The sequence below is a fragment of the Cupriavidus sp. CER-90 genome (assembly GCF_057652055.1).
On record NZ_JBYGYM010000002.1, the window covers coordinates 24,848 to 49,624 of the forward strand.

General features: G+C 63.4%; 18 protein-coding genes. 4 read left to right on the top strand and 14 right to left on the bottom strand.

Annotated features, from left to right (window positions below; translation table 11 throughout):
* Both AC24R4_RS10565 and AC24R4_RS10570 read left to right on the top strand, forming a co-directional pair.
* Complete coding sequence (locus AC24R4_RS10565) at nt 1–786, top strand: 3-hydroxybutyrate dehydrogenase (protein WP_487523949.1); 786 nt, start codon at nt 1–3, stop codon at nt 784–786.
* A gap of 67 nt (nt 787–853) precedes the next feature.
* The gene (locus AC24R4_RS10570) at nt 854–2,068 is read left to right on the top strand and encodes a DUF3734 domain-containing protein (protein WP_487523031.1); all 1,215 of its coding nucleotides are present in this window, start codon (nt 854–856) and stop codon (nt 2,066–2,068) included.
* Between the two features lie 1,037 nt (nt 2,069–3,105).
* On the opposite strand, the gene AC24R4_RS10575 is transcribed toward AC24R4_RS10570, so the two are convergent.
* From AC24R4_RS10575 to AC24R4_RS10620, 10 genes are all read right to left on the bottom strand, one after another.
* Nucleotides 3,106–3,849, bottom strand: coding sequence for a response regulator transcription factor (locus AC24R4_RS10575; RefSeq protein WP_487523950.1), 744 nt, complete (start codon nt 3,847–3,849; stop codon nt 3,106–3,108).
* Between the two features lie 248 nt (nt 3,850–4,097).
* Nucleotides 4,098–5,306 (bottom strand): NAD(P)/FAD-dependent oxidoreductase, encoded by a 1,209-nt coding sequence (locus tag AC24R4_RS10580; RefSeq protein WP_487523032.1) that lies wholly within the window; start codon nt 5,304–5,306, stop codon nt 4,098–4,100.
* A 163-nt stretch (nt 5,307–5,469) separates the two neighbouring features.
* Nucleotides 5,470–5,877, bottom strand: a complete 408-nt coding sequence (locus tag AC24R4_RS10585; RefSeq protein ID WP_487523033.1) for a cupin domain-containing protein — start codon at nt 5,875–5,877, stop codon at nt 5,470–5,472.
* Nucleotides 5,878–5,881: 4 nt separating this feature from the next.
* Nucleotides 5,882–6,361, bottom strand: a complete 480-nt coding sequence (locus tag AC24R4_RS10590) for a carboxymuconolactone decarboxylase family protein (RefSeq protein WP_487523034.1) — start codon at nt 6,359–6,361, stop codon at nt 5,882–5,884.
* A 196-nt stretch (nt 6,362–6,557) separates the two neighbouring features.
* A complete protein-coding gene (locus AC24R4_RS10595) occupies nt 6,558–7,058 on the bottom strand; it encodes an Ohr family peroxiredoxin (protein ID WP_487523035.1) in 501 nt (166 codons plus the stop codon).
* 15 nt (nt 7,059–7,073) lie between these two features.
* Nucleotides 7,074–7,823, bottom strand: a complete 750-nt coding sequence (locus tag AC24R4_RS10600; RefSeq protein WP_487523036.1) for an SDR family oxidoreductase — start codon at nt 7,821–7,823, stop codon at nt 7,074–7,076.
* A 154-nt stretch (nt 7,824–7,977) separates the two neighbouring features.
* Nucleotides 7,978–8,949, bottom strand: coding sequence for a GlxA family transcriptional regulator (locus AC24R4_RS10605; RefSeq protein WP_487523037.1), 972 nt, complete (start codon nt 8,947–8,949; stop codon nt 7,978–7,980).
* A gap of 661 nt (nt 8,950–9,610) precedes the next feature.
* Entirely contained in the window at nt 9,611–10,567 is a 957-nt protein-coding gene (locus tag AC24R4_RS10610) for a Bug family tripartite tricarboxylate transporter substrate binding protein (RefSeq protein WP_487523038.1), read from the bottom strand.
* A gap of 16 nt (nt 10,568–10,583) precedes the next feature.
* Nucleotides 10,584–12,113 (bottom strand): argininosuccinate lyase, encoded by a 1,530-nt coding sequence (gene argH, locus AC24R4_RS10615; RefSeq protein WP_011299945.1) that lies wholly within the window; start codon nt 12,111–12,113, stop codon nt 10,584–10,586.
* A 165-nt stretch (nt 12,114–12,278) separates the two neighbouring features.
* Nucleotides 12,279–13,184, bottom strand: a complete 906-nt coding sequence (locus AC24R4_RS10620; RefSeq protein ID WP_011299946.1) for a LysR substrate-binding domain-containing protein — start codon at nt 13,182–13,184, stop codon at nt 12,279–12,281.
* A 494-nt stretch (nt 13,185–13,678) separates the two neighbouring features.
* On the opposite strand from AC24R4_RS10620, the gene AC24R4_RS10625 reads away from it, so the two are divergent.
* Nucleotides 13,679–14,299, top strand: coding sequence for a hypothetical protein (locus tag AC24R4_RS10625; protein ID WP_487523039.1), 621 nt, complete (start codon nt 13,679–13,681; stop codon nt 14,297–14,299).
* A gap of 667 nt (nt 14,300–14,966) precedes the next feature.
* The gene (locus AC24R4_RS10630) at nt 14,967–15,878 is read left to right on the top strand and encodes a tyrosine-type recombinase/integrase (protein ID WP_487523040.1); all 912 of its coding nucleotides are present in this window, start codon (nt 14,967–14,969) and stop codon (nt 15,876–15,878) included.
* A gap of 163 nt (nt 15,879–16,041) precedes the next feature.
* Here AC24R4_RS10630 and AC24R4_RS10635 read toward each other — a convergent pair whose 3' ends face one another.
* The 4 genes from AC24R4_RS10635 to AC24R4_RS10650 all read right to left on the bottom strand — a co-directional run bounded on the left by AC24R4_RS10635 (nt 16,042) and on the right by AC24R4_RS10650 (nt 24,598).
* Nucleotides 16,042–20,907 carry a putative Ig domain-containing protein gene (locus tag AC24R4_RS10635; RefSeq protein WP_487523041.1) on the bottom strand — a complete coding sequence of 1,622 codons (4,866 nt, stop codon included), beginning with the start codon at nt 20,905–20,907 and terminating at the stop codon, nt 16,042–16,044.
* A 366-nt stretch (nt 20,908–21,273) separates the two neighbouring features.
* Nucleotides 21,274–22,833: a hypothetical protein gene (locus AC24R4_RS10640; protein ID WP_400395588.1), complete on the bottom strand. Its 1,560-nt coding sequence runs from the start codon at nt 22,831–22,833 to the stop codon at nt 21,274–21,276.
* Nucleotides 22,830–23,648, bottom strand: a complete 819-nt coding sequence (locus tag AC24R4_RS10645) for a hypothetical protein (protein ID WP_400395586.1) — start codon at nt 23,646–23,648, stop codon at nt 22,830–22,832. Before AC24R4_RS10645 ends, AC24R4_RS10640 begins: the two co-directional genes overlap by 4 nt.
* 17 nt (nt 23,649–23,665) lie before the next feature.
* Entirely contained in the window at nt 23,666–24,598 is a 933-nt protein-coding gene (locus AC24R4_RS10650; RefSeq protein WP_400395584.1) for a hypothetical protein, read from the bottom strand.
* Nucleotides 24,599–24,777 lie beyond the last annotated feature (179 nt).

Below are 24,777 nucleotides of genomic sequence, written 5' to 3' on the forward strand. Positions count from 1 at the left end.
ATCATGAAACTTCAAGGCAAATCGGCCATCGTCACGGGCGCCGCCAGCGGCATTGGCAAGGCCATCGCGGAACTGCTCGCGCGGGAAGGCGCGGCCGTGGCCGTGGCCGATCTCAACGAGGAAGCCGCCATCTCGGTAGCGCGTGCGATCGAGGCCGAAGGCGGCATCGCACTAGGCGTGGCCATGGACGTCACAGACGAAGGCGCGGTAGATCGTGCCACCGATGCAGTGGCGGAGCGTTTCGGCGGCGTCGACATTCTGATCTCCAACGCCGGCATCCAGATCGTCGCGCCGGTGCATGAGTACAAGTTTTCCGACTGGAAGCGCATGCAGTCCATCCACTTGGATGGCGCGTTCCTGACCACGCGCGCGGCACTTCGCCACATGTACCGCGCCAAGACGGGCGGCACGGTGATCTACATGGGCTCCGTGCATTCGCACGAAGCGTCGCCGCTCAAGTGCGCCTATGTGTCCGCCAAGCACGGCCTACTAGGCCTGGCGCGCGTAGTGGCCAAGGAAGGTGGCGAGCACAACGTACGCTCCCACGTGATCTGCCCCGGCTTCGTGCGTACGCCGCTGGTGGACAAGCAGATTCCCGAGCAGGCTCGCGAACTTGGTATCAGCGAGGAACAAGTGGTACGGCGCGTAATGCTGGGTGGCACTGTCGATGGCGTGTTCACCGCGGTCGACGACGTGGCGCAAACCGCGCTGTTCCTGTGCGCATTCCCGTCCGCTGCACTCACGGGCCAGTCATTCGTGGTGAGCCACGGCTGGTTCATGCAATAACCGCGCCCCAGCCCCGCCGGTTGCTTGCCGGCACCGGCACGCGAAATCCGACCCTCCAGGAGCAGACATGTATCAGGAAACACCGGACTTACAGGGCACCTCCGGTGCCGCGACGGCGCGCCCCGCCATCGATAGTGGCTACGCCGTCAAGGCGCTGGTGCTGCAAGGCGGCGGGGCTCTAGGCTCCTACCAGGCCGGCGTCTACGAAGGCCTTGCCGAAGCCGGGATCGAGCCGAACTGGGTGGCGGGCATCTCCATTGGTGCGCTCAATGCCGCGATCATTGCCGGCAACGCCCCCGAACTCCGCGTGGAGCGCCTGCACGCGTTCTGGCAGCACATCTGCCGCCAGCCATGGCTTCCCAGCCTTTTTCCATACGAGGTGCTCGCCGACAGCGCGCGACATTGGCCCGATGCGATGCGCATCTGGCTCGATGGCATCGAGGCCGCTCGCGCACTGGTGGAAGGCCAGAACGGCTTTTTCTCGCCGCGCTTATGGCCGGGCGGCTTCGTGCAGCCCGAGGGCACACATAGCGCAAGCTACTACGACACACGGCCACTGAAGGCCACGCTGGAGCGATTTGCCGATTTCGAACGCATCAACCATCATGAAACGATGCGCGTTTCGGTGGGCGCAGTGAATGTTCGCACCGGCAACTTCGTCTACTTCGACAACACCCACACCACGCTGCGCGCCGAGCACTTCATGGCTTCCGGCGCCTTGCCGCCCGGCTTTCCGGCCGTGGAGATCGATGGCGAATACTACTGGGATGGCGGCCTGGTATCGAACACGCCGCTATCGAAGCTCCTTCGTGAAAGGCCTCGCCGCAATGCACTCATCTTCCAGGTTGACCTGTGGAGCGCACAGGGCGCCCTGCCAGAAACACTGCAGGCCGTGGCCACGCGTCAGAAAGACATCCAGTATTCCAGCCGCACCCGCTTCATCACCGATTACATGAACGAGCAGCAGAATTTCCGCCGACTACTCAGCGATGTACTGGCCCTCGTCCCCGCTGCACAACGAAAGACCGAGGCCTACCAGCGCGCCGTCGAAGACGCCTGCGACGCCCGCCGCAACGTCATACAGCTCATCTACCGAGACAAATCATTCGAAGGCAGCGCCAAGGACTTCCAGTTCGGCCCGCTGGCCATGCGTGAACACTGGCATAGCGGCCTGGAAGACATTCGAGGCACTTTGGCACATCCCGAGTGGCTCGCCATGCCGACGCACGGCGCCCCGTTCGTCACCCATGACATCCATCGATGCCAGTTCAGTCAACGATAGGCACCTGTAGACCTTCGCGCCGCCACATCTGAGGCGCGACGTCGACGTGAGCATTCTGCCTTATCGCCCACTCAATGGCCCCTCACAAAATTGATGGGCTAGCCTACGTCGTGGAGTCTGGCCTCAAAGGAAAATTCAGCGTCCGGTGACACCGGCTGATGCGACGAACTTCGGCCAACGACCCTGACTGCCTTTCAGTCTCCTGGCTGTTGGCGTCTTGTTCCTCGTGCTCGGTGTAAGCTCCGCAAGGCCTATCTCTTGTTGAGGCACCCCATTCAACTGGGAAATGGGGCTGCACTGACGAATTGGCTGATAGTCTTGGCGGCAGATAGTACGTAAGACTCTGGGAACGCAGCCGGCCACCTAGGTGGCCCGTACCAACAGATTTACTAGTGGCGCGGCGCAGTTAACGTCATAGACCATATCCGCGCGCTGGAATGCACACTGACCGAGTCCGCGAGATCCGCCGCGATCTGTACAGGATGTTCCGGGATGCCGGCGGTTAGAGAGGAGATATGACAACCGTGCGGATTAGTGGGAACGAGTTCCCACGGGGCGATGTACTGGACGACCCTCGCCGCCATGCGCGCGTCACCTCGGGCGCGCAAAGACGGTCCAAGGCTTTGCCAATGCGGGTGCAGAACACAACGCCCAAGGCCTAAACATGTTCCGCCGTCACAGGGACATCTTTCTGCTCGCGCGATGGCCAGAATAAGTCAACGGCAAGCCTGCCCACGGTTTGTTCACATCCTGCAGCGATGGGATGCCACCACGGCTGCCCCCTTGTAGTCGCCCAAGGCCTGGCCGCCGCCAAAGACGCCGCGACCTGCCCACACGTCCTCGCCACCGGCCGGCCGGCCGTCAAGTAGAGGTCATCGGATGAAGCACTGCTCTGCTACCGCGCCTATGCTGTCTTGTACTCGGCCCGCACCCGTGTCGCGCGCTGCTACGCCGAGCGCTTTACGGCCGCAGCCGTGACTTTTTTGCACGGATGGAGGCGGGCCGGCCTGCACGGTTCCCGCGTCGGCCTGCTTCCGTCAATGGGCAACCATCGGCTGCACGACCGCGCTCGGGGCTGCACGTTTCGCAAGCGTGGTTGGCGCCTCGCCTACGGAAGCCACGGCATAGGCGGTCTCAGGGTCCAGTTGCAGATCGAGATCGATGGCCATCTTCACCAGTTTGGCAAACGTACGCGCGCCCATCTTGCGCATGGCCCGGCTGCGGTGGATCTTGATCGTGACCTCGCTTCTGCCGATCTTGCCGGCGATCTGCTTGTTCATCAGGCCAGACACGGCCAGCGCCATCACCTCGCGCTCACGGCCGCTCAGCGTGGCAAAGCGAGCCCGCAGGTCGTCCCCGCATTGTACAGCCTGCCGCTTGCTGCGATCCACGGCGATGGCCGCGGTCACAGCATCGAGGAAGTCCTGGTCGCGGAACGGCTTGGCCAGGAAATCGAGCGCACCGGCTTTCATGGCGCGCACGGCCATCTCGATATCGCCATGGCCGGTGATGAACACCACCGGCAGGCAGACGCCGCGCCGGGTCATCTCGCGCTGCACTTCCAGGCCGTTGGCGCCGCGCAGCCTCACGTCCATCACCACGCATCCCGCCGCCGGCTCGGTTTGCGTTTCCAGGAACGCATGGGCCGACAGGAACGAGCGCGCCCGGAGTCCAACCGAGCGCAGCAGATCGGCCAGCGCTTCGTTCATGTCCACATCGTCATCGACGATGTAGACCACAGGTTCGATGGCCTCGCGGCCCCGGCCGGGCTTCGATGTCATGGCGATCACGATGGACTCCGGTATCTCTAAAGGAAAGACCTTGGTGCAACGCGCGCAGGGCTGCGCTGGCGCGCTTCGGGTGTATGGCTGGAAGTCTATATTGCCCGCGATGGAGCAACAAGACGCCGCCGGTTGAAGCCGCGTTTCCATGCACGCACCAATCGCCGGGACCGTGGGGCGTAAAAATAACCGACGCATCCGAAGGCGGAAGGCGTCGGCAAACGGGACCGAACAACGATCGATATGCGCTACACGTAGCTGATATTGGGATCGCCGGCGGCCAGTGCCTGTGCGCGCTCGGGCGCGGGTGGGTAGATCCACTGGGTATTGATCAGCACCTTGCGTTCCTTGCCGGCGGCGTCCGTCAGCTTGACGTCGCGGTCCCAGCCTTCGGTGTACACCGCGCCCCATGCCCCGAGGTCGAGGCAGGTCGCATAGAACGCCTGGCGATATTCCATCGTGGGCATGCCCAGCAAGTCGGCGACGACGTTGTGGCCCGCAAAGCGGCCCATGAACAGCGCGTGCTGGCACGACATCAGCGAGTAGTGGCCTTCGTCGTCGGTCAATGCGCGCACCACGTCGCCCGCGCCGAAGATGTCCTTCACGCCGACCACGCGCAGGTCGCCCGTCACTTCGAGGCGGCCCTGGCGATCCACTGGCGGCCCGATCTGCGCGGTCAGGGCGCTGGCAACCATGCCGCCCGTCCAGATAACCGTGCTGGCGTCGATCCGCTCGCCGGTGCTCGTCACCACGCCCCTGGCATCGAACGACACCACACCGCTGCCCACGCGGGTTTCAATGCCCAGTTGCTCCAGCGCTTCAAGAATCTGCGGACGCGGGCCGGGGCCAAGATCGGGGCCGATGGCATCGGCGCGCTCCACCACCACGATGCGCGGGCGCATGGTGTTGCCAAAGATCGCGCTCAGCCGTTCGGGCAGCTCGGTGGCTACCTCCAGCCCCGTAAAGCCGCCGCCCACCACGACGAACGTATTGCGGGCCGTCGTGTCGGGCTTCGATGCCAGCCCTTCCAGATGCTGGCGAAGCTTAACGGCCTCGTCGATCTGGTCGACGGCAAAGGCATGCTCGGTCAGGCCCGGCAGCGGCGGACGGAACAGGCGGCTGCCGCTGGTGAGCACCAGGCGGTCATAGATCACCGACTTCTCGCCGCCGGCGGCCAGCCCGATATCCACGCTGCGATCGCCCGGATGGATCCGCTCGACCATGCCTTCGATAAACGTTACGCCCACCGCATCCAGCAGCGGCAGGAACGGCACGGCCATCTGCTCGGGGTGCGCTTCATGCAGGCGCGGACGTACGTGCAGCGCGGGCTGCGGCGACACCAGCGTGATTTCCACGTCGGATGCGACAGCGCCTTGCTGGTCGAGGACGCGCGCCGCGCCCAGGGCTGTCCACACTCCGGCGAATCCGCCGCCGACAATCAGGATGTTTCGCTTCATTTGATTACCTCACTTCTTCATTAGCACAGGACGAGCGACGCCGGACGCCTGGGATGCAGGCGGCGGATCGCGGCGGGGGAAAGATGAAACGACGGGTAAAGCGGTGACCCGGCGTGGGCGCTGCAGTACGAAGTACCGGCGCCGGCCGGCCCAATGGGACGGGCTACTTCTCCAGGGTCAGGATCGGCGCGCCCTGGTTCTTGATCAGGAACACGATGAACCTGGCCGGCTTGCTGTTACTGGCGTTGCGCCCGACGGTATGGATGTCGTTGGGGCCTTCATGAAAGGTCTGGCCCGGCTTGAGCGTGACTTCCTTGCCGCCCTTCACGCCCATGATGATGGTGCCATCGAGCACGTAGATGAAGCCGTGGGCGTCATGACGATGCACGGGATCGTAGCCGCCCGGCGGGTACTCCACCATGATCATCTGTACCTCCTTGCCCGGATACTCGGGCAGCGGTTCGGTGGTGAGCGGCGTGACCTTCACCTCGGCCGCCGCGGCAAAGGCTGGCGGCGCCAGCAGCGCACAGGAGGCAGCCAGCATGGCCGCGATGGACAGGACGCGTCTCATGGCCTTACTCCAGTCCGGCCTTGTCGAGACCGAACATCTTGTCGGCCGAGCCCGGCACCATCTGGAATGCCACGTTAAGCCGGTTCCACGCATTGATGGCGCCGATCTGGAACGTCAGGTCGGACAGTTCCTTCTCCGAAAACTGCGCGCGTACGCGCTCGAACACGTCATCGGGCACGCCGTGGGCGGGCAGCTGGGTCAGCGCCTCGGTCCAGGCCAGTGCGGCGCGTTCGCGCGGCGAGAACAGCGTGGACTCGCGCCAGATGGCCACGTGATGCAGGCGCAGTTCGCGCTCGCCGTGGATCTTGGCCTGCTTGACATGCATATCGACGCAGAATGCGCAGCCGTTGAGCTGCGACGCGCGGATTTCCACCAGCTCGCGGATGTGCTGCTCGAGCGTGGTCTTCTGGAACAGGGCACCGAGTTCGACGAGCTTCTTCGTCAGTTCCGGCGATTGTTGGAAGTAGTTCAAACGTTGTGACATGTGTCGCTCCTGCGGAACCAAGGGGAATACGTTCGCCGACCCGCCGCCGCGCGTTGCGCAACGGGATCGGCTTGATATGGATCGTAGTGCGCAGCCCGCCGTGCCGGTAGTACCGCCAAGGTGCGCAGTCTGTTGCCGACCCGGCACCAATGGCGCACTGCCCGGCACGGCGGGCCCTCATGCACCGGTCAGTGGCTCAGTCGATCACGCGCACGATGCTGTAGATGCCCCCGCGGGCCATCTTCGCGTACGGGCACAGCCGCTCGGTGTCACGCACGAGTTCCTCGGCCACGTGCCGGGCCACGCCGGGCATGCGGATGCGGATCTCGGCAATCAGCGCGTAAGCGCCGTCAACGGGATCGCGGCCAAACGAAACTTCGGCCGCAACGGTGGCGTGGGCCATATCCACCTGCGCGCGCCTGGCCAGCAGGCTTAGCGCACCGTGAAAGCACGCAGCGAAGCCAGCGGCGAACAACTGCTCGGGGTTGGTTCCGCCGCCAGGGCCACCCATGGCCACCGGCAGCCGAAGTTCGAGGAAGAGACTGCCATCGTCGGACCTGGCGACGCCGGAGGCGCGGCCATGCGCGGTCTGGCCCCCGCCGACCGTGACGGTCGTCGTGTACAGCGCCGTGAAGCCCTGGCCCCGGTATCTGTCGAGCAGCGTCAATGGCGGAGGCTGCAACCTCTCGTTCTCCATCGCGTCGTCTCCAGACTATTTCTGCAGTTGACGAATCCAGTCTTCGAAATGCATGTGGCCCAGACGCGCCTCGCCTTCGGGCACGAGCGTGCCTTCCTGCAGGTCGGCGCCGAAGTAACGCGCGGCGGGGTCGGCCACGACCGTGCGGCGGTCGCCGGTGGCCTGCAGGTAGCGTTGCACCAGGTCGCTCATGCGGAAGCGTTCGGGCCCGGCGATGTCGATCGTGCCGTTGACGGGGGCGGCCAGCGCGGCATCGGCTACCGCATCGGCCACGTCGTCCGACGAGATCGGCTGGATCAGGGCCGGGGTGAGGCGGATCGTGTCCGCCTGCCCCGCCGACTGGGCAATGCCGGCCAGGAATTCCAGAAACTGTGTCGAGCGCACGATCGTGTACGGAATGCCCGCCTGCCGGATCAGGGCTTCCTGGGCGATCTTGGCGCGGAAGTAGCCGCTTTGCGCGAGCTTGTCGGTACCCACCACCGACAGCGCCACGTGGTGCGCCACGCCGGCTTCCTTCTCGGCGGCCGCCAGGTTGCGGCCCGAAGTCTCGAAGAAGTGCAGCACCGCCTGATCTTCGAACGATGGCGAATTGGCCACGTCCACCACCACCTGGGCCCCGGCCAGCGCCTGTGTCAGGCCTTCGCCCGTCAGCGTATTGACGCCGGTGCCCGGCGACGCGGCCAGCACGTCATGCCCCTGCGCGGCCAGCCGCGCCACCACCTTCTTGCCGATCAGGCCGGTGCCCCCTACGACTACGATCTTCATGATGCGTCTCCATGCTCGAAAGTGGAACGAGTCCACGTGCCTTGCATGCTAGATGCGGCCGGGGCGGCTCACCAGACCGACGCCGGGCGCACGGTGTTTCCCGATTTGCACCAATCGGATCGAAAAAGAACGCAGGGGCGGACGGCGCGCGGACCTAGCGATTGACCTTGAGCCGGTATTCGCTCGGCGACAGCCCGAAATGGCGCTGGAACGTCACCCGCATGCGCTCCTCGCTGCCAAAGCCGCACTCGTGGGCGATCACGTCGATGGGCCGGCCCGGGTCCTGCAACTGCCGCCGCGCCGCTTCCAGCCTGAAGTGCTCCACGCCCTTGGCCGGCGTACGGCCGGTCTTTTCCTTGTAGACCCGCGCAAAGTTGCGCGGACTCATGCCGACGTACCCGGCCAGTTGCTCGACGGACAGGTCCTGCGTGGCCAGGTTCTGCACGATCCACAGGTGCAGCGCCTCGAACACCGGCACCTGCCGGCTCTGGGAGATGAGGATCTCGCTCAGTTGCGGTTGCGCGCCGGGCCGCTTCATGTAGACCGCAAGTTCCTTGGCGGCATTGAGTGCCACCTCGTGGCCATAGTCGGCTTCCACCATGGCCAGCGCCAGGTCGATCCCGGTGGTGACGCCGGCCGACGTCCACAGGTTTTGCTGCCGCACGAAGATCGCGTCGGGATCGAGGTCCACCGTGGGAAACAGTTCGCGGAAGCGATCGAGCATGGCCCAGTGCGTGGTGGCACGCTTTCCGTCGAGCAGGCCCGCGAATGCCAGCAGGAAGGCGCCGCTGCACACCGACGCCATGCGGCGGATCGTGCCCGACGCATTGGCCAGCCAATCCAGCAGCGCGGTCTCGTTCTTAGCAACCTCCAGGATGATGGGCGAACCGGGCACGATCACGGTGTCGATCATCCGCAGGTCGAACGATGCCAGCGACATCGAATCCATCGTGGTGCCCTCCACCGTCGCCACCATGCCGCCGGTGAAGCTGGTCGTGTGGCAGCGATAGCCGGCCAACCCACGCGCGCGTGCGTAGTTGGACGCGGCCCAGAACACGGTCTGGGGCCCGGCTAGGTCGAGCAGGCTGACATCGGGGTATGCCACGAACAGGATGTTGCGCGGCATGTCTTCAATGTTTCCCGACGCGGGGGGCGGATGATTCTGGAGCATGGGAGGTATTGCTGTGGACGAGCGATGCTATGCCAATGGGGCGATCCCTTGCAAGTTCCCCCTGGCCCTTGCCGCGCGGGCGCAAGCCGTGGGCGCCGGCATCGCCAATCCACGGGTTGTCCGCGCGGCATGTCGTCCGCCTCGCACGCCGGGTAGGCCAAGGTCGTGCTCACCCATAAGCCATGACCGTCGAGGGCGATGCGAGGGTAGGCGATAGCGCCCATGTCCGTTGCGATCCGATGGACGCCAACCCGCTTGAGCTGCTGGGGGCAATCGCCTCGCTGAAACGTCTGGTCGGGGACGTGCCATGGCGCCAAGCGGCACTCAGATCGCCCACGTAAGACACTAGAATTCGATACACCGGCTGAACGATTCCAACAAGCTGTTGCGTTGACCGGTTGAATTCGCAGCCGGCCCCAGTCGTTGGCCCTCAGTCACAGGCCAGGCCCGGCTCAGTCGGCAGCTCTCGACCCATCACGGTCGCTCTACCATTGCAATGCCCAAGGCGTTGCATCGCTCGCTGGACGATCAATTCTCGGTCTGTCATTTGTTCATCAGGAAGTGCGGGAACGCTCGGCCTTCAGGCCAGGATGGCATGCCTCGTCAATGCAGTGATTTAGTCCAGTGAAATTTTGGCGTGGTCAATGACTTCACCCCAGCGCTTGGCTTCCTTTTCAATGAGCTGAGCCATGTCTGCACTGGAGCCGGGGTACGGTCGGGCACCTTGCTCCGCCAGTTGAGCAATAAAGCGCCTGTCTTTTGTCATACCAAGCAGAGTATCCTGGAGCTTCTTCACCACCTCCGGTTTCGTACCGGCAGGAGCCATGAGGCCGTACCATGACTCGACAACTGCATCCTTTACACCGGCTTCAGCAAAAGTGGGAACATCCGGAATTGCCGGATCGCGCTTTTCGCTGGCTACAGCTAACAGATGGACTTTTCCCGCCTTTGCAAAGGGCAGCACGTTCGGCAGATTTACGAACATCAGTTGTACTTGACCGGCGAGCAAGTCCACGCCTGCAGGACCAGCACCCTTGTACGGTACGTGTACGAAATCCACTCCCGTTCTGGACATGAATAGCTCACCGATAAGGTGATTGATGGAACCCGTCCCCGCCGAGGCCATATTCAGTTTTCCGGGATTGGCCTTCGAATAGCTGATCAGCTCCGAGACATTCTTTGCGGAAGCTTTGCCGGATACCGCCAGGACATTCGACACCGTCGCGAACGTCGCAACCGGAATGAGCTTCTTGGGGTCGTACGACAGCCTCTTGGTGAGCAGCGGATGAACGGCTTGTCCCATCGAACCCAGCAACAAGGTATATCCATCGGGGGAGGCCTTGGCGACGAAGCCCGCGCCAATTGCGCCACCGGCACCAGCTTTGTTGTCGACGACAACCGGCTGACCCAGCTTTTCCCCCATATTCTCGGCTACCAGGCGACCCATCATGTTCACGGTGCCTCCGGCCGCAAAGGGCACGACAAGCATGATGGGCTTTGAAGGATAGGTCTCCGCACGAGCACCCATGGAAAGTGCGGCGATCGACACAACTACTGCAACAGACTTCAACATAGCCTGCGTCTCCCCTTTAAGCAACGAGTTTGACAACGGCCTCGATGAGCATCCGTTGCGAACGATCCAAATGGGTGCGCGCCATACTCACCCATTGTCGGTCTGCTGCGCGCTCCTGCGCGGCATGCTCGAGCAATCGTGCAACCTGATGCGGCCCGACGCTTCCATCGGTAATCCGGGTCTCGACAAACCGACGTGGATCGAGCGCCTCCTGAACTGCACAGTCGCTCAGACGGAGACGGACTCCAGCCGTTTCGAACGCGGCTTCGTCGAGACGAGCACTGGTCAATTCATTTGGGCTCAGGCCTTGAGCCACGCAATTGCGGACTGCACGGGCGACGATGTGGTGCACTTGGCGGAAGGAAAGGCCACGCTCACGCACGATTACATCCGCGAGGTTGCTTGCCGTGCACCAACTACCCTTGAGCGATTCGGCCATGCGGTCCCGATGCACGATCAGCGTTTCGATGACTCCTGTGAACAGATCAAGCATGCTCTCAGTCGTTGAGAACGCTTCATCGATGTGAGAGACGGTTCGCATCGCTTGGTCCCCAGTCCCCTCGGCCCGGAAAGTCGCCAGCGCAGCGCCCAGCCACGTTACTGCGGGGCCGGCAGCCTTCCTGATGGTCTCCAAAGCTACTGGGTTCTTCTTCTGGGGGAAGATGCTGCTCGTGCCACAGTAGCTGTCATCGCATTCAACCAGTCCAAATTCGGTGCTGGACCAAATATGGAGATCGGTAGCCAGATCGTTCAAGTCGGCCATGATGAAAGAAAGTGCGCAGATGGCATCTGCGGCGTCAAAAGCTTCGCGACCCAGCTTGGAGTTTTCGACCAGACCGTCGAAGCCGAGCAGTTCCGTGGTCCGCTCGCGGTTGAGCGGCCACGACGTGCCCGCAAGGCCGACCGTCCCCAATGGATTGCGGTTGACGCGCCCGTAGGCCTGAGCGAGACGCTCAAAGCTGTCATGCAGGCGAGAGCTGAAACTGAGGAGATAGTGCCCGAAGACCCAAGGCTGTGCCTGCTGCATATGCGTGTAGCCGGGCATGATGGTGTGAGCGTGGCGGCGCGCTTGCTCGGCGACTGCATCCTGAAACTCGTTCAGCCGGTCCATCACATCCAGAATGCGATTGCGCTTATACAGCCGGCGTACGGTAGCGCCCTGGTCAATCCGGCTGCGGCCTGTGTGCATCTGCCCACCGACATCCTCGCCAATCGCGCTGAAGAGATACGACTCCATCTGCAACAGGAAGCTGCCTTTGCGCGCATCAACTGGAAAATCCGAAGGTTCCATGTCGCGAATGGCCAGTAACTGCTCCAGGATTGCGCGTCCGGTAGCTGTGGAAACAATGCCCTGCTCCACCAGCATGGTGGTATGGGCAAGATCGACGGCGACAAACTCGTGGAACTGCCTGCGCTCGCGCTCCAGTCCCGGCAGGGCGTAGTGCTTGGTAAGCCGGGAGGCCGGGGGCGAGCTTAGCCGGGCTTCGGCAAGCAGTGTTTCGTGGGAAGTGGAGGATGTCATGGCATTAAGTGAGGCAGATTCCATGACGAGATGATGAATTCTTGGTCAGGCAGTCACAACTACAGACAGGGTTGGACGCGCATAAGAGATTCTTGTGCTCGCACAGAGGCTTGGTGCGACGGTCGTCCAGCTCTGGGTGTGAACAACCCTAACCCCGGTTTGCTGTTGCGGACACGGGAGTGGGGAGGGCTAGGGCCGAGCCGCGTTGGCTTTGAAGAGCGCCTTGACCACCTTGATGAAATCCTCGACGACTTTTGATTTCGGTTGATGGGAAGGCAGAACGATGGAAAAGTGGAACTCCACTACCGGCCACAAAGGGCGCCAAACCACGCCCGGCTCGCGCACCCTGCGAGCGGTAAAGGGATCGACGACTGTCAGGCCAAGGCCGCCAGCAACCAGACTGCACGCCACATGGCCCAGCGATGTGACCACCGAGGGCTTGCATGTCACGCCGGCGGCTTCGAGTTCCATCTCCAATCGCATACGTACCGGGCTATTGCGGCTCAGGGAAATAAGCGGCTCGTCTTGCAGGTCAGTTATCTTCAAGGATCTTTTGCGGGCGAGAGCATGCCCACGTGGGAGCACGCAGACCGCCGCGACGCTTGGCAACGGAAAAACATCCACGCCTGGGAACTCGTTGCCGGACATCTGCACAAATCCGATGTCGATCTGGTGTGCGGCGGCAAGCTCAAGCACGCCGAGAGAGTTTCGAACGTCGAGCGAGATGGCCAAATCGGGCCGCGAAAGCGAGAACTCCTTGATTCCCTCGCTCAGCAAGCTCAAGCCTAACGTATGCATTGACGCAACCCGTAACGTACCGATGCGTGCAGACTTGAGGTCCATCGCCACGCGCTCGATCTGCTCCATGCCCTGGTAGAACCGGTCCACCTCCCGGAACAGTCGCTGGGCTTCCGCTCCCGGAATGAGCCGATTGCCTTCCCGTCGAAACAGCCGAATCTCAAGTCTCTTTTCGAGCTCCCTGATCAGTGAACTGACCGCAGGCTGACTGATCTTCAGAAGCTCGGCTGCAACAGTCATGCTGCCGGCGACCATGACACTGCGGAAGGCTTCTAGTTGCCGGGGGTTCAGTTGCATTGGGAGTTAGGCTAGGTTCTTCGGAGCATAAGCGTAATGAACGTCTCACACTGCCGCAAGCAGCATGAGAGGCTCCTTTAGGTCCTGGAGCGGCCCAACGAGTTTCCCGGCTGGCGTGCGGGCAAATGTCCCTTACTGGCCGGCCCCAGTCGTTGGCCCTCAGTCACAGGCCAGGCCCGGCTCAGTCGGCAGCTCTCGACCCTTAGCGGGCACTCGGAAACTCTTCGCCGCGATGACCGGTGTCGGTAGACGACTGGTCGGTCACGAGACGGCTCAACCGCGGTTGGGCTTGAGAGGGCGTAACCACCGCTTCCGAAATAGAACTGCCGTTCGATGCATGCGCTCGTATATGCCACTCGTTTGGGGGATGGGACGCGCCGGTATGGCACCCTAGACTTCGATTGATACTCTTCTACTCCCACTCAATACAACTTTGACGGCGCCACGGAATGATATTGCAACGGACGTTTATTTAAGTTGATCCTTGGTGAAATATGTATCAATCATTGATTGAGTCGCTCCTAATAAGGAAGACTGCTTTCCTTAAAATCTCGCTATTTTATTGTGCGGTTGCCTTTGCGACGGAAATCACATCCGATGGGCATTACTATTTCACCATAGGCGCGAACAACCCGGATACGGCGGCGTCGTTTAGCGTTCCAAAAAATTATAATCCGGATGTCAAGGATGAGTTTTTTAGGGTGCTCGTTTACTACCCGTCGATGAAGCCCGCCTTGAAACCTTACCGATACACCAAAACAAGCAAAATCGTGGATATAGTTGTGATGCGTTATCCACCGAACGGAAATGAAGTCGATGACTTGATTAGCGGCAGATGGGGGGCAAAGAAAGTCAGGGCGGAAAACGGGTTAGATATATATTCTGAGCCAGTTGGAAAGAACGGAAGCGTGCAAGTGTTTGTTTTTCGCTCCAAAAATGACAATTATGTTGCCGTGACGGATCTGGGGGATTGGAGCGTTAAATACCAAATGTCATTCTATAAAAATGGAAGGTATGTAGTGAGATGTTTCTTTGGGAAGGAAATTGGATCATCATTTCAACAAGTTCAATCGGTAGTAGCCGATTTTGTTGAGGCACTTGAAGCGCGAAATTAACTTCGTCGCCCTTCTGGAGACACCGGACATTCAAATGTCTTATGGTCGGAGCGCCGGACGGCGCCTCCTGGCCGGATCCCGACGCCGGATCTTCAATGACCGTTGTCAGGCTTTTGTCCGGCAACACGCTGCTCAACAGTCTGCCACTTCAGGCCAGCGCCACCGCCACCGCCACCGCCCCTACACGGGTATCCGTCAATGCTGTGCCGCACAATGAGTGCAGGAACATTGGCTTAGCGCTTTGCAAGTTTCGGCCGCCCCAATCGTGCAGATTACGATTGGCGTTGACACGCTGACCACGGCGGCCCTGCCCTGGCCCAACAAATCAGCTTCCATCCGAACGGCCAGCCGCTCTACAGGACATACTGTGTCTATGCCGTCGGCGACAGCGTGCTTTTCAACGAGCCCGCTCCGGGGCGGTTTGCGCTAAAACTCGCCGTACTGCGAGAGTTGTTCGATGGCCCGACTGGCCACACTGGATGCGCTGAGGTTGATCACACAGTTGCTGCCCCGGCCGTGTGTCGTCTCCAAGTGGATCTCGCTGACCGGTATTCGATGCCGCACTGAGTCCGTGACCCATGGCCCTCCACTTCTGGGAGCAATGACCGCATCGAAGATGCGGTTAGGGTTGTGGGGAGGCGCAACTTTCAGTATATAAATACAAACCATGGATACCCTTTGGCATCTCGACCCCATCCGCGCCTACGCCCACTGGCAGGAACGCGAAGCCGCCGGCGCAGATCGTCGACCGTTCTCCCAGCGATCCATCATCCAGCACCGGGCCATGTTCGACCGGTTCTACCGATACCTGGTCGCTCGCGGCGATACGGTGGCCAGCTTCGGTGCCGATGTTCTCGATGGCTTCTGGCTGGACGGCGATGCCGTGCACTACTCGCCGGCGACGCGCATGCGTTATCTCAAGCTCATCGATCGTCTCTGCAGGCATCTAGTGGCCATCGGCGTCCGCGATGCAAATCCCGCCAGCGCCCTCGTTCTTGGTCAGCACTGGCCTGTTGATGATCCCGACGTACGGTTCCTGTCAGAAAATGTGGACCGGGACCTGCAAGCATTCGTGTGCCCGCAGCCCGACGACGATCCGGCCACGCTGCAGAAGCGCGCGATCGTCGCACTATTCCTCGGCACCGGTGTCACTGCTAGCGAAGGCCGCGCCGTGCGCATCCAGAATCTCACCCCGTATGCATCTCCTCCATATCTCCACGTGCCTGCGCGGCGGCATAGGCTATCCCGTACCATTCATCTGGAATCCTTCGCAGTGGCGACCTTGAACACTTGGCTCGATGTCCGCCGCACGTGGCCAAGCGATGGCGATCTGCTCTTCTCGCTCACGCGCACGGGCACACCCATTACGGACATGAGCTTTGGCAAGATCGTGCGTGAAGCTCTCGCCGGCGTGGGCCACGAGGCTGAAGACATGGGCCCGCGGCTTCTGCGAAACACATACTGCCGGCGCCTGTTGATTCGTGGCGTTGCGCCTGACGCAGCCACGGAAAGGCTCGGCCTGTCCAGCAACAGGACAGTTACGCGCATCGCCGCCACTATCGAACGCTCCGATAGCTAGAATCGCCACATGGTCGAAACTTCGCAGCGGGCAACTGCCTGACGTCAGACTGTATGTCACCGATTTGCGATTTCTGCGCGGCAGCTTCACGCCACACCGAGCCGCGCAGGACCGCCACACGAGCATAATGCTGACAACGCCATGGATTCCCGGCCCGGCACCCTCAGAACGGCGCAGCCAGCGTCAGTCGGACGCCTTGCTGCAGCCCGCCCATGCCGAACATCACGTTGTAGTCCATGCCAAACGTCGCCGTCCGCGTTCGCAGCTTGCCGCCCAGCCAAACCTGAACGCGGTCGCGGCCGAACGGTGTGCCGTTGACGGTATAGACGCGGCCGGCGCCCAGCAGATCGGCATAGGCCAGGTTGGCCACGCTCTGGCCTTCGAAGTCGTGCTGATACTCGACACGCGTGAACGGCAGGAAGGTGCCCCATCGGGTGGGCTGAGCGTACTCGCTGCGCAGGCCCAGGGTGCCCGATACGCTATTCACCGTTTGGCCGAAGTACGTCAGCGCGCCAATGCCGGCGCCATCTTCCCTATACGGGTCCAGCGTGCTCCGGGCAGCCAGTATGCGTCCATACGGTGAAATCAGCCACCGGGTGTCGCGGTACTCGTAGCCCGAGGTGAGCGAGGCGAACCACTGGTGCCCGTCGCGCTTGCCGGTGGCAAAGGCCGATTCGTCGGTGACCCAACGGCGCGAATCGAAGCGCAGCGCGCCGTAGCCGCCCACGCCGTCGACGAAGTAGGACGGCACGGGACGATAGCTGCCATACAGCGCCACGCTGAAGGCGTCGGCGCTGCTGTGGGTGCCAAAGCTACCGATATCGGTGCGATCATGCCCATATCCTAGGCCCGCCCCTAGGGTCAATTGATCAGAGACGCGATAGTCCGCGCCCGCCGTGACGCCCCCGGTGTTGAACCGGAAACCAGAGTGCTGCGCGCTAGCATTGGCGAAACCGAAATCGACGATGCCGGCCGTCCAGAACGCGACGCGGGGATCGTCGGCCGAGTCGCCGCCGGCTGCCCCTGCAGCGCCGGGCAACTCTGGCAAGCGGGGCGCCAGAATGGTGGCCGGCTGACCGGCCGCTCCATCGCTGGCCTGCCGTGCGCCTGCCGGTACGTCCGGCTGACCGCCCGCTGCCGCCACCAATTGCAGCTTTTCTCTCTGGGCGGTGCCTCCTGCCGATGCCATGCGTTCACCGTCTGCCCCATGTGAGACCGCTTTGCCGCGCAGGCAATCGTCATGAGCGACGAGGCCTTCGACGCCCTGGCATGCACGCGAGTCCGCGCCATCCATGCGCGGCAGCGCGACGTTCATCGTATTGCGAAACGCCGGGCGGCCCCCGCCATGCAGTTGCTCCAGGCGCTGGTTGTAGTTGCTGATCTGCGCGGTGGCAAAGCGGCGCGCCGCCTGGATCTGCGCATTGATCAAACCCGAGACATCGGGATCCGTCGACGGGTCGCGCCGCTCTGCCACCGTAATCGTCAGGATCGCCGGCGCCGATGTGGCAACAGCGTTGCTGATCGTATAAGTGACGACAGCGGTGCCAGCAAACGCGGCAGCCGGCGTGAACGTGACGACGAAGTCGCCACCCGACGATGCCGGGCCCATCTGGCTGGCGGATAACATGGGCTTCCGCGCGGCACGCTGGCTCACTGTTGCCTCGCCCGCATTCGCAGGCACCACCGACACCACGCTGACGCCCGTGAACGGACCGCCGCTGGCGTTCTCGGTGACGTTGACCGTCGCGTCCTTGCCTGATGACACACTGGCTTGCGCCGAAGCCACCGGCACCGGCACCGCATCGACGTTTACCGTTGCCACGATGGGCGCCGACTGGCCGGCCACGTTCTGCAGCGCGTAGGCGAACGTGATGGCGCCCGACGACGTTAGCACCGGCGTATAGACGATATCCAGCCCTTGCACCGCCGCTGACCCGCTGGCCGGCGGTGTAACGATGGTGACGCCGGTAAACGGTCCGTTTGCGGCACTGGCAGCGGCATGAATCGTCACCGGCACATTCGCCCTGGTGCCGACGACCACCGGGGGCGCGGTGGGGATGGCCTGGAGCGTGCTGAGCGTGAAGGTACGCGCGGCGCTGTAAGGCGCCCCCGTGCCTGTGCTGCTGTCGGTCGCGCGGATCGAGAACGTGTTGGCGCCCGATGTCGTGGGCGTGCCACGAATTGCACCGGTGGCGGCGTCAAGTGTCAGCCCGGCCGGCAACGCCCCGGCGGTGACAGCATACGTATACGGCGCCACCCCGCCGCTAGCGGTTACGGTTTGACTGTATACAGTACCCACAGTCGGCGCCGGCAGCGATGCCGGGTTCAACACCAGCGTGGGCCCTCCTAGCGTGATCGAGTACGACCGGCTGGCGCTATACGGGCCCGCCCCGCTGCTGGAGTCCGTGGCGCGCACCGTGAAGTTGTAGCTGCCTCCCGCCGTCGGCGTGCCGGACAGCACGCCCGAGGACGACAGCGCGAGGCCCGCCGGCAATGTACCGGTCACCGAGAACGTATAGGGCGCCATGCCACCGCTCGCCGTCAAGGTCTGGCTGTACGGCATGCCGACCGTGGGCGTCGGCAGCGTGGCAGGTGCCACCGCGAGGGTCGGGGCCGTGACGGTCATCGTATAGGCTTGCAAGCCCGAAAATGGCCCGCTTCCGCTGCTGTCAGTGGAAGTCACGGTGAAGCTGAAAGTGCCGCCCGCAGTCGGCCGACCGCTCAGCAGGCCTGTGCCCGACAACGTGATACCAGGCGGCAACGCGCCTGCCGTCACGGCATACGTATAGCCGGGGGTACCCCCGGCCGTGCTGAGCGACTGGGCGTAGTCGACGCCCACCGTCCCCCCGGCCAGCGTGGGTGGAGACACCGTCAGAGTCGCCGCGCCCACCGTCATCGTGTAGGGTCGCGTCGTCGTGAACGTGCCGCCAGTGGTGCTGTCCTGCACCTGGACCGAAAAATTATAGGTGCCGCCCACAGTTGGCGTTCCGGAAAGCGTGCCGCCCGAGGCCAGCGTCAGACCCGATGGCAGCGCGCCGGCGACGACCGAGAACGTGTACGGCGCATTGCCGCCCGTCGCCGTGAATGCCTGGCTATACGGCGCACCCACGGCCGCGCCGGATACCGTCGCCGGCCCCAGACCGATGGCGGGCGCCGCCACAATCAGGTTGATAGCGCGGCTGCCCGTGTAGCCGTTGGTGTCGGTTGCCATGACGGTCAAGGCGAAGGTGCCCACGGCCCTCGGCGTCCCGTTGAGAGCGCCGGCTGCACTGAGCGACAGCCCTGCTGGCAGCGCCCCGGCCGTGATGACGAACTGGTATGGGCTGGCGCCGCCGCTGGCGGTAAACGTCTGGCTATAAGCCAAGCCCGCGGTCGCGCTGGACGGCGTCGCCGGCCCGATCGTCACAGTCGGGACCGCGACGGTTAGCGTGTAGGTCGAAGTGACCGAGAATGGGCCGCCCGTACCGGCGGAGCTGTCGGTGGCCGTGACCGAGAACGTCACCGATCCCGCGCCGGTCGGGGTTCCGGACAGCGTGCCCGTCGCAGTATTGAAGGCCATGCCCGTCGGCATGACGCCGGACTGGACGCTCAGCGCATACCGATACGGACCGGTGCCGCCCGAGGCGCCAAATGTCTGGCTGAATGGTTGGCCCGGCACAGCGTTGAACGTGGTGCCGCCGGGGTTGAGCCCCATCGTCGGCGCGGCCACGCTCAGCGTCAGGACGCCGCTAGTCGTGCTCACCGGCCCATTTCCCGTGCTGCTGTCGGTCGCCACCACGCTGAACGCGTAGTTGCCAGCGCCGGTGGGCGTGCCGGACAACGTGCCCGTCGAAGTCAACACGATGCCCGGGGGCAGCGTGCCCGAAGCCAGCGCATAGTTGTAAGGCGCGGTGCCGCCACTGGCGGACGCCACGCTTTGGCTGTAAGGCGCGCCGACGCTGGCGCCAGGCGGCGATACCGGCGCGTATGCGACCGCAGGTGGATTGACCGTGACCGAGATCGCCGCCGGCGCGGACGTACCCGATCCGTTCGACGCGGTGTACGCCAACGCATCGGGCCCAACATAGCCAGCATTGGGCCGGTACACGATGGTCGTGCCAGACGCCGTGGCCGTACCGTGAGCCGGTGGACTGGCAATCGCCACGGCTGTGGCGGCGCCTCCAGTGATCGATAGCGGGATGGGACTGTCGCCGCTATTGGCCGCTACCGATACCGAGACGGCCCCCGCTGTCGGCGGCGCACTAGCGCGGGCCACGTTGATCTGGTAGGTCTTGGTGCTGCCGTCTTGTGCGGTCACGATTACGTTCAGCAGATTCGTGCCGACGGCCAGCGGTATCGTCGTGGTTGCGCCTGCGGTTGTCGCTGCCCCGTTGACCGTCAGACTGGCGCCGGCATTGGCCGCCGTTGGTGTCAGCACGATGGACGACACACTGTTGGCGACAGCCACGTTGTAACTAGTCGTGCCCGGGGCAAATCCCGGTGCCAGCGTGCCGGCCGACAGCGACAGGGCCGACAGCGTGGCATCGCTGGACAGCGCCGCGCCAGAGCAGCTCACGATCACCGGACTGAGGTAACTCGTGGCGTTGATGCGCAAGTACAGTCCGTTGGTCGTCAGGAACGAGGAATCCACGCTGCCGACATGACTCCCCACTGTCCCTGTATCGCTGGAGTACCGGTACTGTGCCACCGTGCTGTATTGCCCGAGGATTACCACATCGGCGGTAACAGGAGACCCTCCGATGCCGGCCCCGTTGTCGGAGAAGGAGACGGACACGCTTTCGCCCGCCTGGAATGCGCTGGCCTGGAAGCGCTGGGTGTAGGACGTTGTCGCTCCCAACCCATTCAGCGTGCTGCAGGCGGCGGACATGGCATGCGCCTCTGACATTCCGACCAGCCATTGCAAGATCAACACAAGCATCAGCCGCACGACAACCCGGTGGCAATCCCACCACCTCACCCTCAAACCCGTGCTCCGCAACATTCCCTCGTCCTGGTCGTTCGCGCGCAAGACTTTCGCGCTGAACGTCATATATCGGCAAGAGAAGAGCATCCTTGCAGGCCGGACATCGCCCACTCCCCACCGAAGAGGGGCAAAACGACCGGCCAGCACAAAGGACGGCGACAAAGAAACCGGCAGCGCCGACAAAGAAGGTTGCATCCCTAGCAAAAAAGGGCTGTCATGCGCCCGCACGGTCGCTTCTGCCCGCCAGAATCCAATTGAGACCGGCGAGCCTCCGATGCCTGCGCCGAACAGCGGAGTGCGCCCCACCCGCATATCTAGTCGACCATCGCACGTTCGGCGCTGCCGCGCTACCGCAGCCTCACATCGGCCGCGGCGTGAAATGAACTGTGCAAAGGCGGCGCCCTTTAGCGCCTTCGGACCACGGCACCTCGTTCAGATGACCAACGGCCTGCCGCTGCGCAGGTGCGCGCCGAATGCATCCCTGTCTGCAAACCGCAGCGTCATTCCCATGGCCGATGCCACTTGGCCGAGCCCGTCATGAATGCTCCGGCCCTGGACCAGCGCGTCCGACATGGACTGGAAGCCCGCACCGATTCGTTCGCGGCTCTCGGCAAACCAGGTGTCGAACACGGCGTTCATCTCGGCACGATATTGCCGATGCTGCGCGATCAGTGCACTGCACATGGCCGCCGTCTGCTGCCGTTTCCGTTCGGACATTGCAACGGAACGTGCAGAACGCTGCAGCTCCGCATAGAGGCTGCCGCTTAGCATCGTCGCCACCATACCACCGACCAGTCCCCCCACCAGCGTGCCCACGCCAGGCATCACCAGGGTTCCAACCATGGCCCCGAGATTGGACCCCGTCATCGAGGTCGCCAGCAGCACGCCTTCGCGACTGACATGCGCGGCGAACTCGCCGGGGGGCAGATCGTCGTCAAGCATGCGGTAGAACGCCGTGGCAAGCATCGCCCCCGATTGCACGATGGCCGCCGGCGCATTGGTGCGGCCCATATTGCGCACGAGCTGATTACCGGCGCTCTGCATGGCCCCGGCCAACGCGGTGGACGACGCCCCGACGGCGTAAGCGCCCACCGCCGCCTTGCCGGTGTCGATGGCCACGTCGGCAACGGCCTCGCGGATATCCTTGTCGGCGCGCGCAACCTGATACGTGTTCCGGACCAGGCTGAACGTGCCACCAATCATGGCGCTCTGCCCTGCGGCCTCTATCCCGGCGCGATGCGACAAATCAAGCACGTCGCGCGCCACGCTGGTTGTCGGCGCCGTGCGGGCCTCCATCGCTTCGGCGGTGGTGACATCCGATTTTCGCGCGCGACGCCGGGCGTCCCGGATCGCGTCGATCTGTTGCTGCTTCTGCGCCGCAATCTCAGCGTTGCCGCTGCCCGCCAGTTTGTCGCGCTGCTTTTCAAGCGACTTGACCTGCGCGTCCCAGTCCGCCATCACGGCGTCGAACTGATCGGGCGGGAGCACCAGGTCCACGCTCTGGTACTTTTCGAAGTTCTCGCCGTACAACTGCCGGTATTTCTTCAGGTCCTTGTGGACCTTCATCTGGGCGCCATCCGCGAAGGAGCCGTCCGGATTCATTTCCGGCAAGCCCGTCTGCGGGTCCACGGCGACGAAATCGGCCACCGGATGGTTGACGTGCCCGAGGTCATCGGTTCGGATGACGCGCCGCCGATCGCGCGAGGCGATCGATTCGGCGTTCTGCCGCGCAACCTGCTTGATTTCCGCCGAGAATCCGGCCTGCTGCCGCAGGTTCTGCTCGCGATAGTCTGGATTGATCCGATGGCCGGCGATTTTGGACAAGTCCGCGTGACTGCCATAATGCTCGGCAGTCGCGCGGCCGAACCGCTCGATCATGATGGCGATGGTCTGCTGCGCCACCATCGTCGCGCCTGCCGCGTCGCGGATATCCTCATTCAGCCCATCGCTGTCGCCAGACGCCGCCTGGAAGGGAATGGACGCCTTGTTCATGCGGCGGATAGCGCGGGCGTTGCGGCCGTCTGCTGTTCAAACGTCTCGATGGCCTGCCTGTGCCCGGCAAGCTGCGCCATGATATTCGGCACCAGCGCACCGTCGCCGTCCAGCAGAGCCGTTTCAAGCACGCTGCGCAGCAACACGGCCGCGTTGGCCGCATCCATGACAACGGGCTCCAGTTGCGTGACGGAAGCGTCGGCCTCACTGGCCAGCGCTTCAAGGGCCCGACACGCGTCGTCGGCGCCGGCCTGGATGGCATGGGCTTCCGCCACGAACCGATCCGCGGCCATACCGAAGTCGCGGACCTGTACGGCAAAGCCATCAATGACCTGTGCGTTGGCGTGTGCCACGCGATATGCCACGCACATCGCGCATATGAGGGAACCGACGCCCGCCACGGCGGCCGGCACAAGCAGGCTTACAGACGGCACCAACGCAATCGCCGCCGCTGCTACACCCGCCGCACCCAGCACCGATGCGGCGGCACCTGCGCTGGCCGATCGAAGGGAAGGGATTTCGGGCGCAACCGGCACGGCCGCCAGGAATCGCTCTGCCTGCCCCGCGGTCGGCGCCGCGCCCGCCATCACGATATTGCCGCGATGCAGCGCCTGAATCGGCACGATCGATCGTTCGAAGACCGCCGCACGGGTGGCGTCGACCTGCCGTAGCGCTTCGGCGGCCGCCTTGCCGGTTTGCCCGATACGCCCGCGCGTTGCCTCGATGTGTTGTGCCGCGTCTTGCTGCCGGGCCCGGCTGGCCTCGCGCAGATCGGCCCCGAAGCGCAGGAAGCTGGAAAATTTGAAGTTAGACATAATGGAAAGAGGGCTGGTCAGGCGGCAAGCGTGCGGTACCCGTCGACGGCGTCTGGCACGAGCTTGCCGGCGGCATCGACGATTTCGATATCGAGCGCTTTCTGAAGCGTCGCCGCGCGCTGGCCCGTGAAGGAGATGGCGGCATTCATGCGTGCGTTCTGTCCGCGCACGACGGTGTCCAGTGCGCGAATCACCTCGATCATCAATTCGGCGGCTTCTGTCACCTTCGTCATCTGGCTGACCATGGTGTTGACTTCCTCGACGAATACCTCGACCTCGTCGCGGAAATTGCGGGCCTCGTTGAGCTGAACCTTGGCCTTGTTGTGGCCAAAGTACATCGCAAAAATTGCCGCCGGTACCAGTGCAATGCCGCCGAGCACGGCGGCGCCGCCGGCCATGCCTAGTCCGCCAGCCGATGCAGCACCGCCGCCAAGCCATGCGAGCGTGGCATTGGTGGCCGCCGCACCGCTCAGCGTACCAATGGCAGTGCCCGTCGAGGCTGTGCCGACCATGCCGGCCAGGCCCCAGGCGCCGGCAGCCAGCGTGGCACCGCCCACCGCACCTGCACTGCCGCCGACGAGCATGCTCTCCACATGCCCACTGACGGCTTTCAGCTCGCGGACATCGGTGCCGATCCGGTGCGTATCGACCGTCTCCTCAAGACCGTGAAAATCCCTGGCCGACACGCTGGCCAGGCGCTCATAGAGCGAGACAAAATCCTTCACGGTGGTGTGGTACACGTCTACCCGCAATTGCCCGAGCGTGTCGAGCGTTGCCTGCGACGACATGCGGCACGCCTCGATACGCTCTTTGGCCTCGTCCGCTTCATTCTGCGAGGACCGTACGATGCGCTCACTCTTCTTGCGGTCCTGGTAGCCGCCGGTTACGAAGTTCGCGGCCTTTCCCAGCGCGCGGGACGTGTTGTCCTTGATGCTATCCCACAAACTCACGGGTCTCTCCTGATGCATTGCCAAGGGGCTGCGACCGGACGTCGCCCCCACCCTGTCCCTATCGACAGCGACGCGCCACTCTGTAGCACCCGTTGGTGGGGTATGCCATCGCTGTCCTTGGCGAATCGGCGCTGGAGTCTGGAGGTTCAACTGGACAATCGGTGTCCAGTTCGGACGCT

Bases quoted from the DNA above. Each gene is read 5' to 3' on its own strand.
- AC24R4_RS10570 (WP_487523031.1), top strand. From the start codon at position 854: ATGTATCAGGAAACACCGGACTTACAGGGCACCTCCGGTGCCGCGACG.
- AC24R4_RS10575 (WP_487523950.1), bottom strand. From the start codon at position 3,849: ATGACATCGAAGCCCGGCCGGGGCCGCGAGGCCATCGAACCTGTGGTC.
- AC24R4_RS10580 (WP_487523032.1), bottom strand. From the start codon at position 5,306: ATGAAGCGAAACATCCTGATTGTCGGCGGCGGATTCGCCGGAGTGTGG.
- AC24R4_RS10585 (WP_487523033.1), bottom strand. From the start codon at position 5,877: ATGAGACGCGTCCTGTCCATCGCGGCCATGCTGGCTGCCTCCTGTGCG.
- AC24R4_RS10590 (WP_487523034.1), bottom strand. From the start codon at position 6,361: ATGTCACAACGTTTGAACTACTTCCAACAATCGCCGGAACTGACGAAG.
- AC24R4_RS10595 (WP_487523035.1), bottom strand. From the start codon at position 7,058: ATGGAGAACGAGAGGTTGCAGCCTCCGCCATTGACGCTGCTCGACAGA.
- AC24R4_RS10600 (WP_487523036.1), bottom strand. From the start codon at position 7,823: ATGAAGATCGTAGTCGTAGGGGGCACCGGCCTGATCGGCAAGAAGGTG.
- AC24R4_RS10605 (WP_487523037.1), bottom strand. From the start codon at position 8,949: ATGCCGCGCAACATCCTGTTCGTGGCATACCCCGATGTCAGCCTGCTC.
- AC24R4_RS10610 (WP_487523038.1), bottom strand. From the start codon at position 10,567: ATGTTGAAGTCTGTTGCAGTAGTTGTGTCGATCGCCGCACTTTCCATG.
- argH (WP_011299945.1), bottom strand. From the start codon at position 12,113: ATGGAATCTGCCTCACTTAATGCCATGACATCCTCCACTTCCCACGAA.
- AC24R4_RS10620 (WP_011299946.1), bottom strand. From the start codon at position 13,184: ATGCAACTGAACCCCCGGCAACTAGAAGCCTTCCGCAGTGTCATGGTC.
- AC24R4_RS10625 (WP_487523039.1), top strand. From the start codon at position 13,679: ATGTATCAATCATTGATTGAGTCGCTCCTAATAAGGAAGACTGCTTTC.
- AC24R4_RS10630 (WP_487523040.1), top strand. From the start codon at position 14,967: ATGGATACCCTTTGGCATCTCGACCCCATCCGCGCCTACGCCCACTGG.
- AC24R4_RS10635 (WP_487523041.1), bottom strand. From the start codon at position 20,907: ATGACGTTCAGCGCGAAAGTCTTGCGCGCGAACGACCAGGACGAGGGA.
- AC24R4_RS10640 (WP_400395588.1), bottom strand. From the start codon at position 22,833: ATGAACAAGGCGTCCATTCCCTTCCAGGCGGCGTCTGGCGACAGCGAT.
- AC24R4_RS10645 (WP_400395586.1), bottom strand. From the start codon at position 23,648: ATGTCTAACTTCAAATTTTCCAGCTTCCTGCGCTTCGGGGCCGATCTG.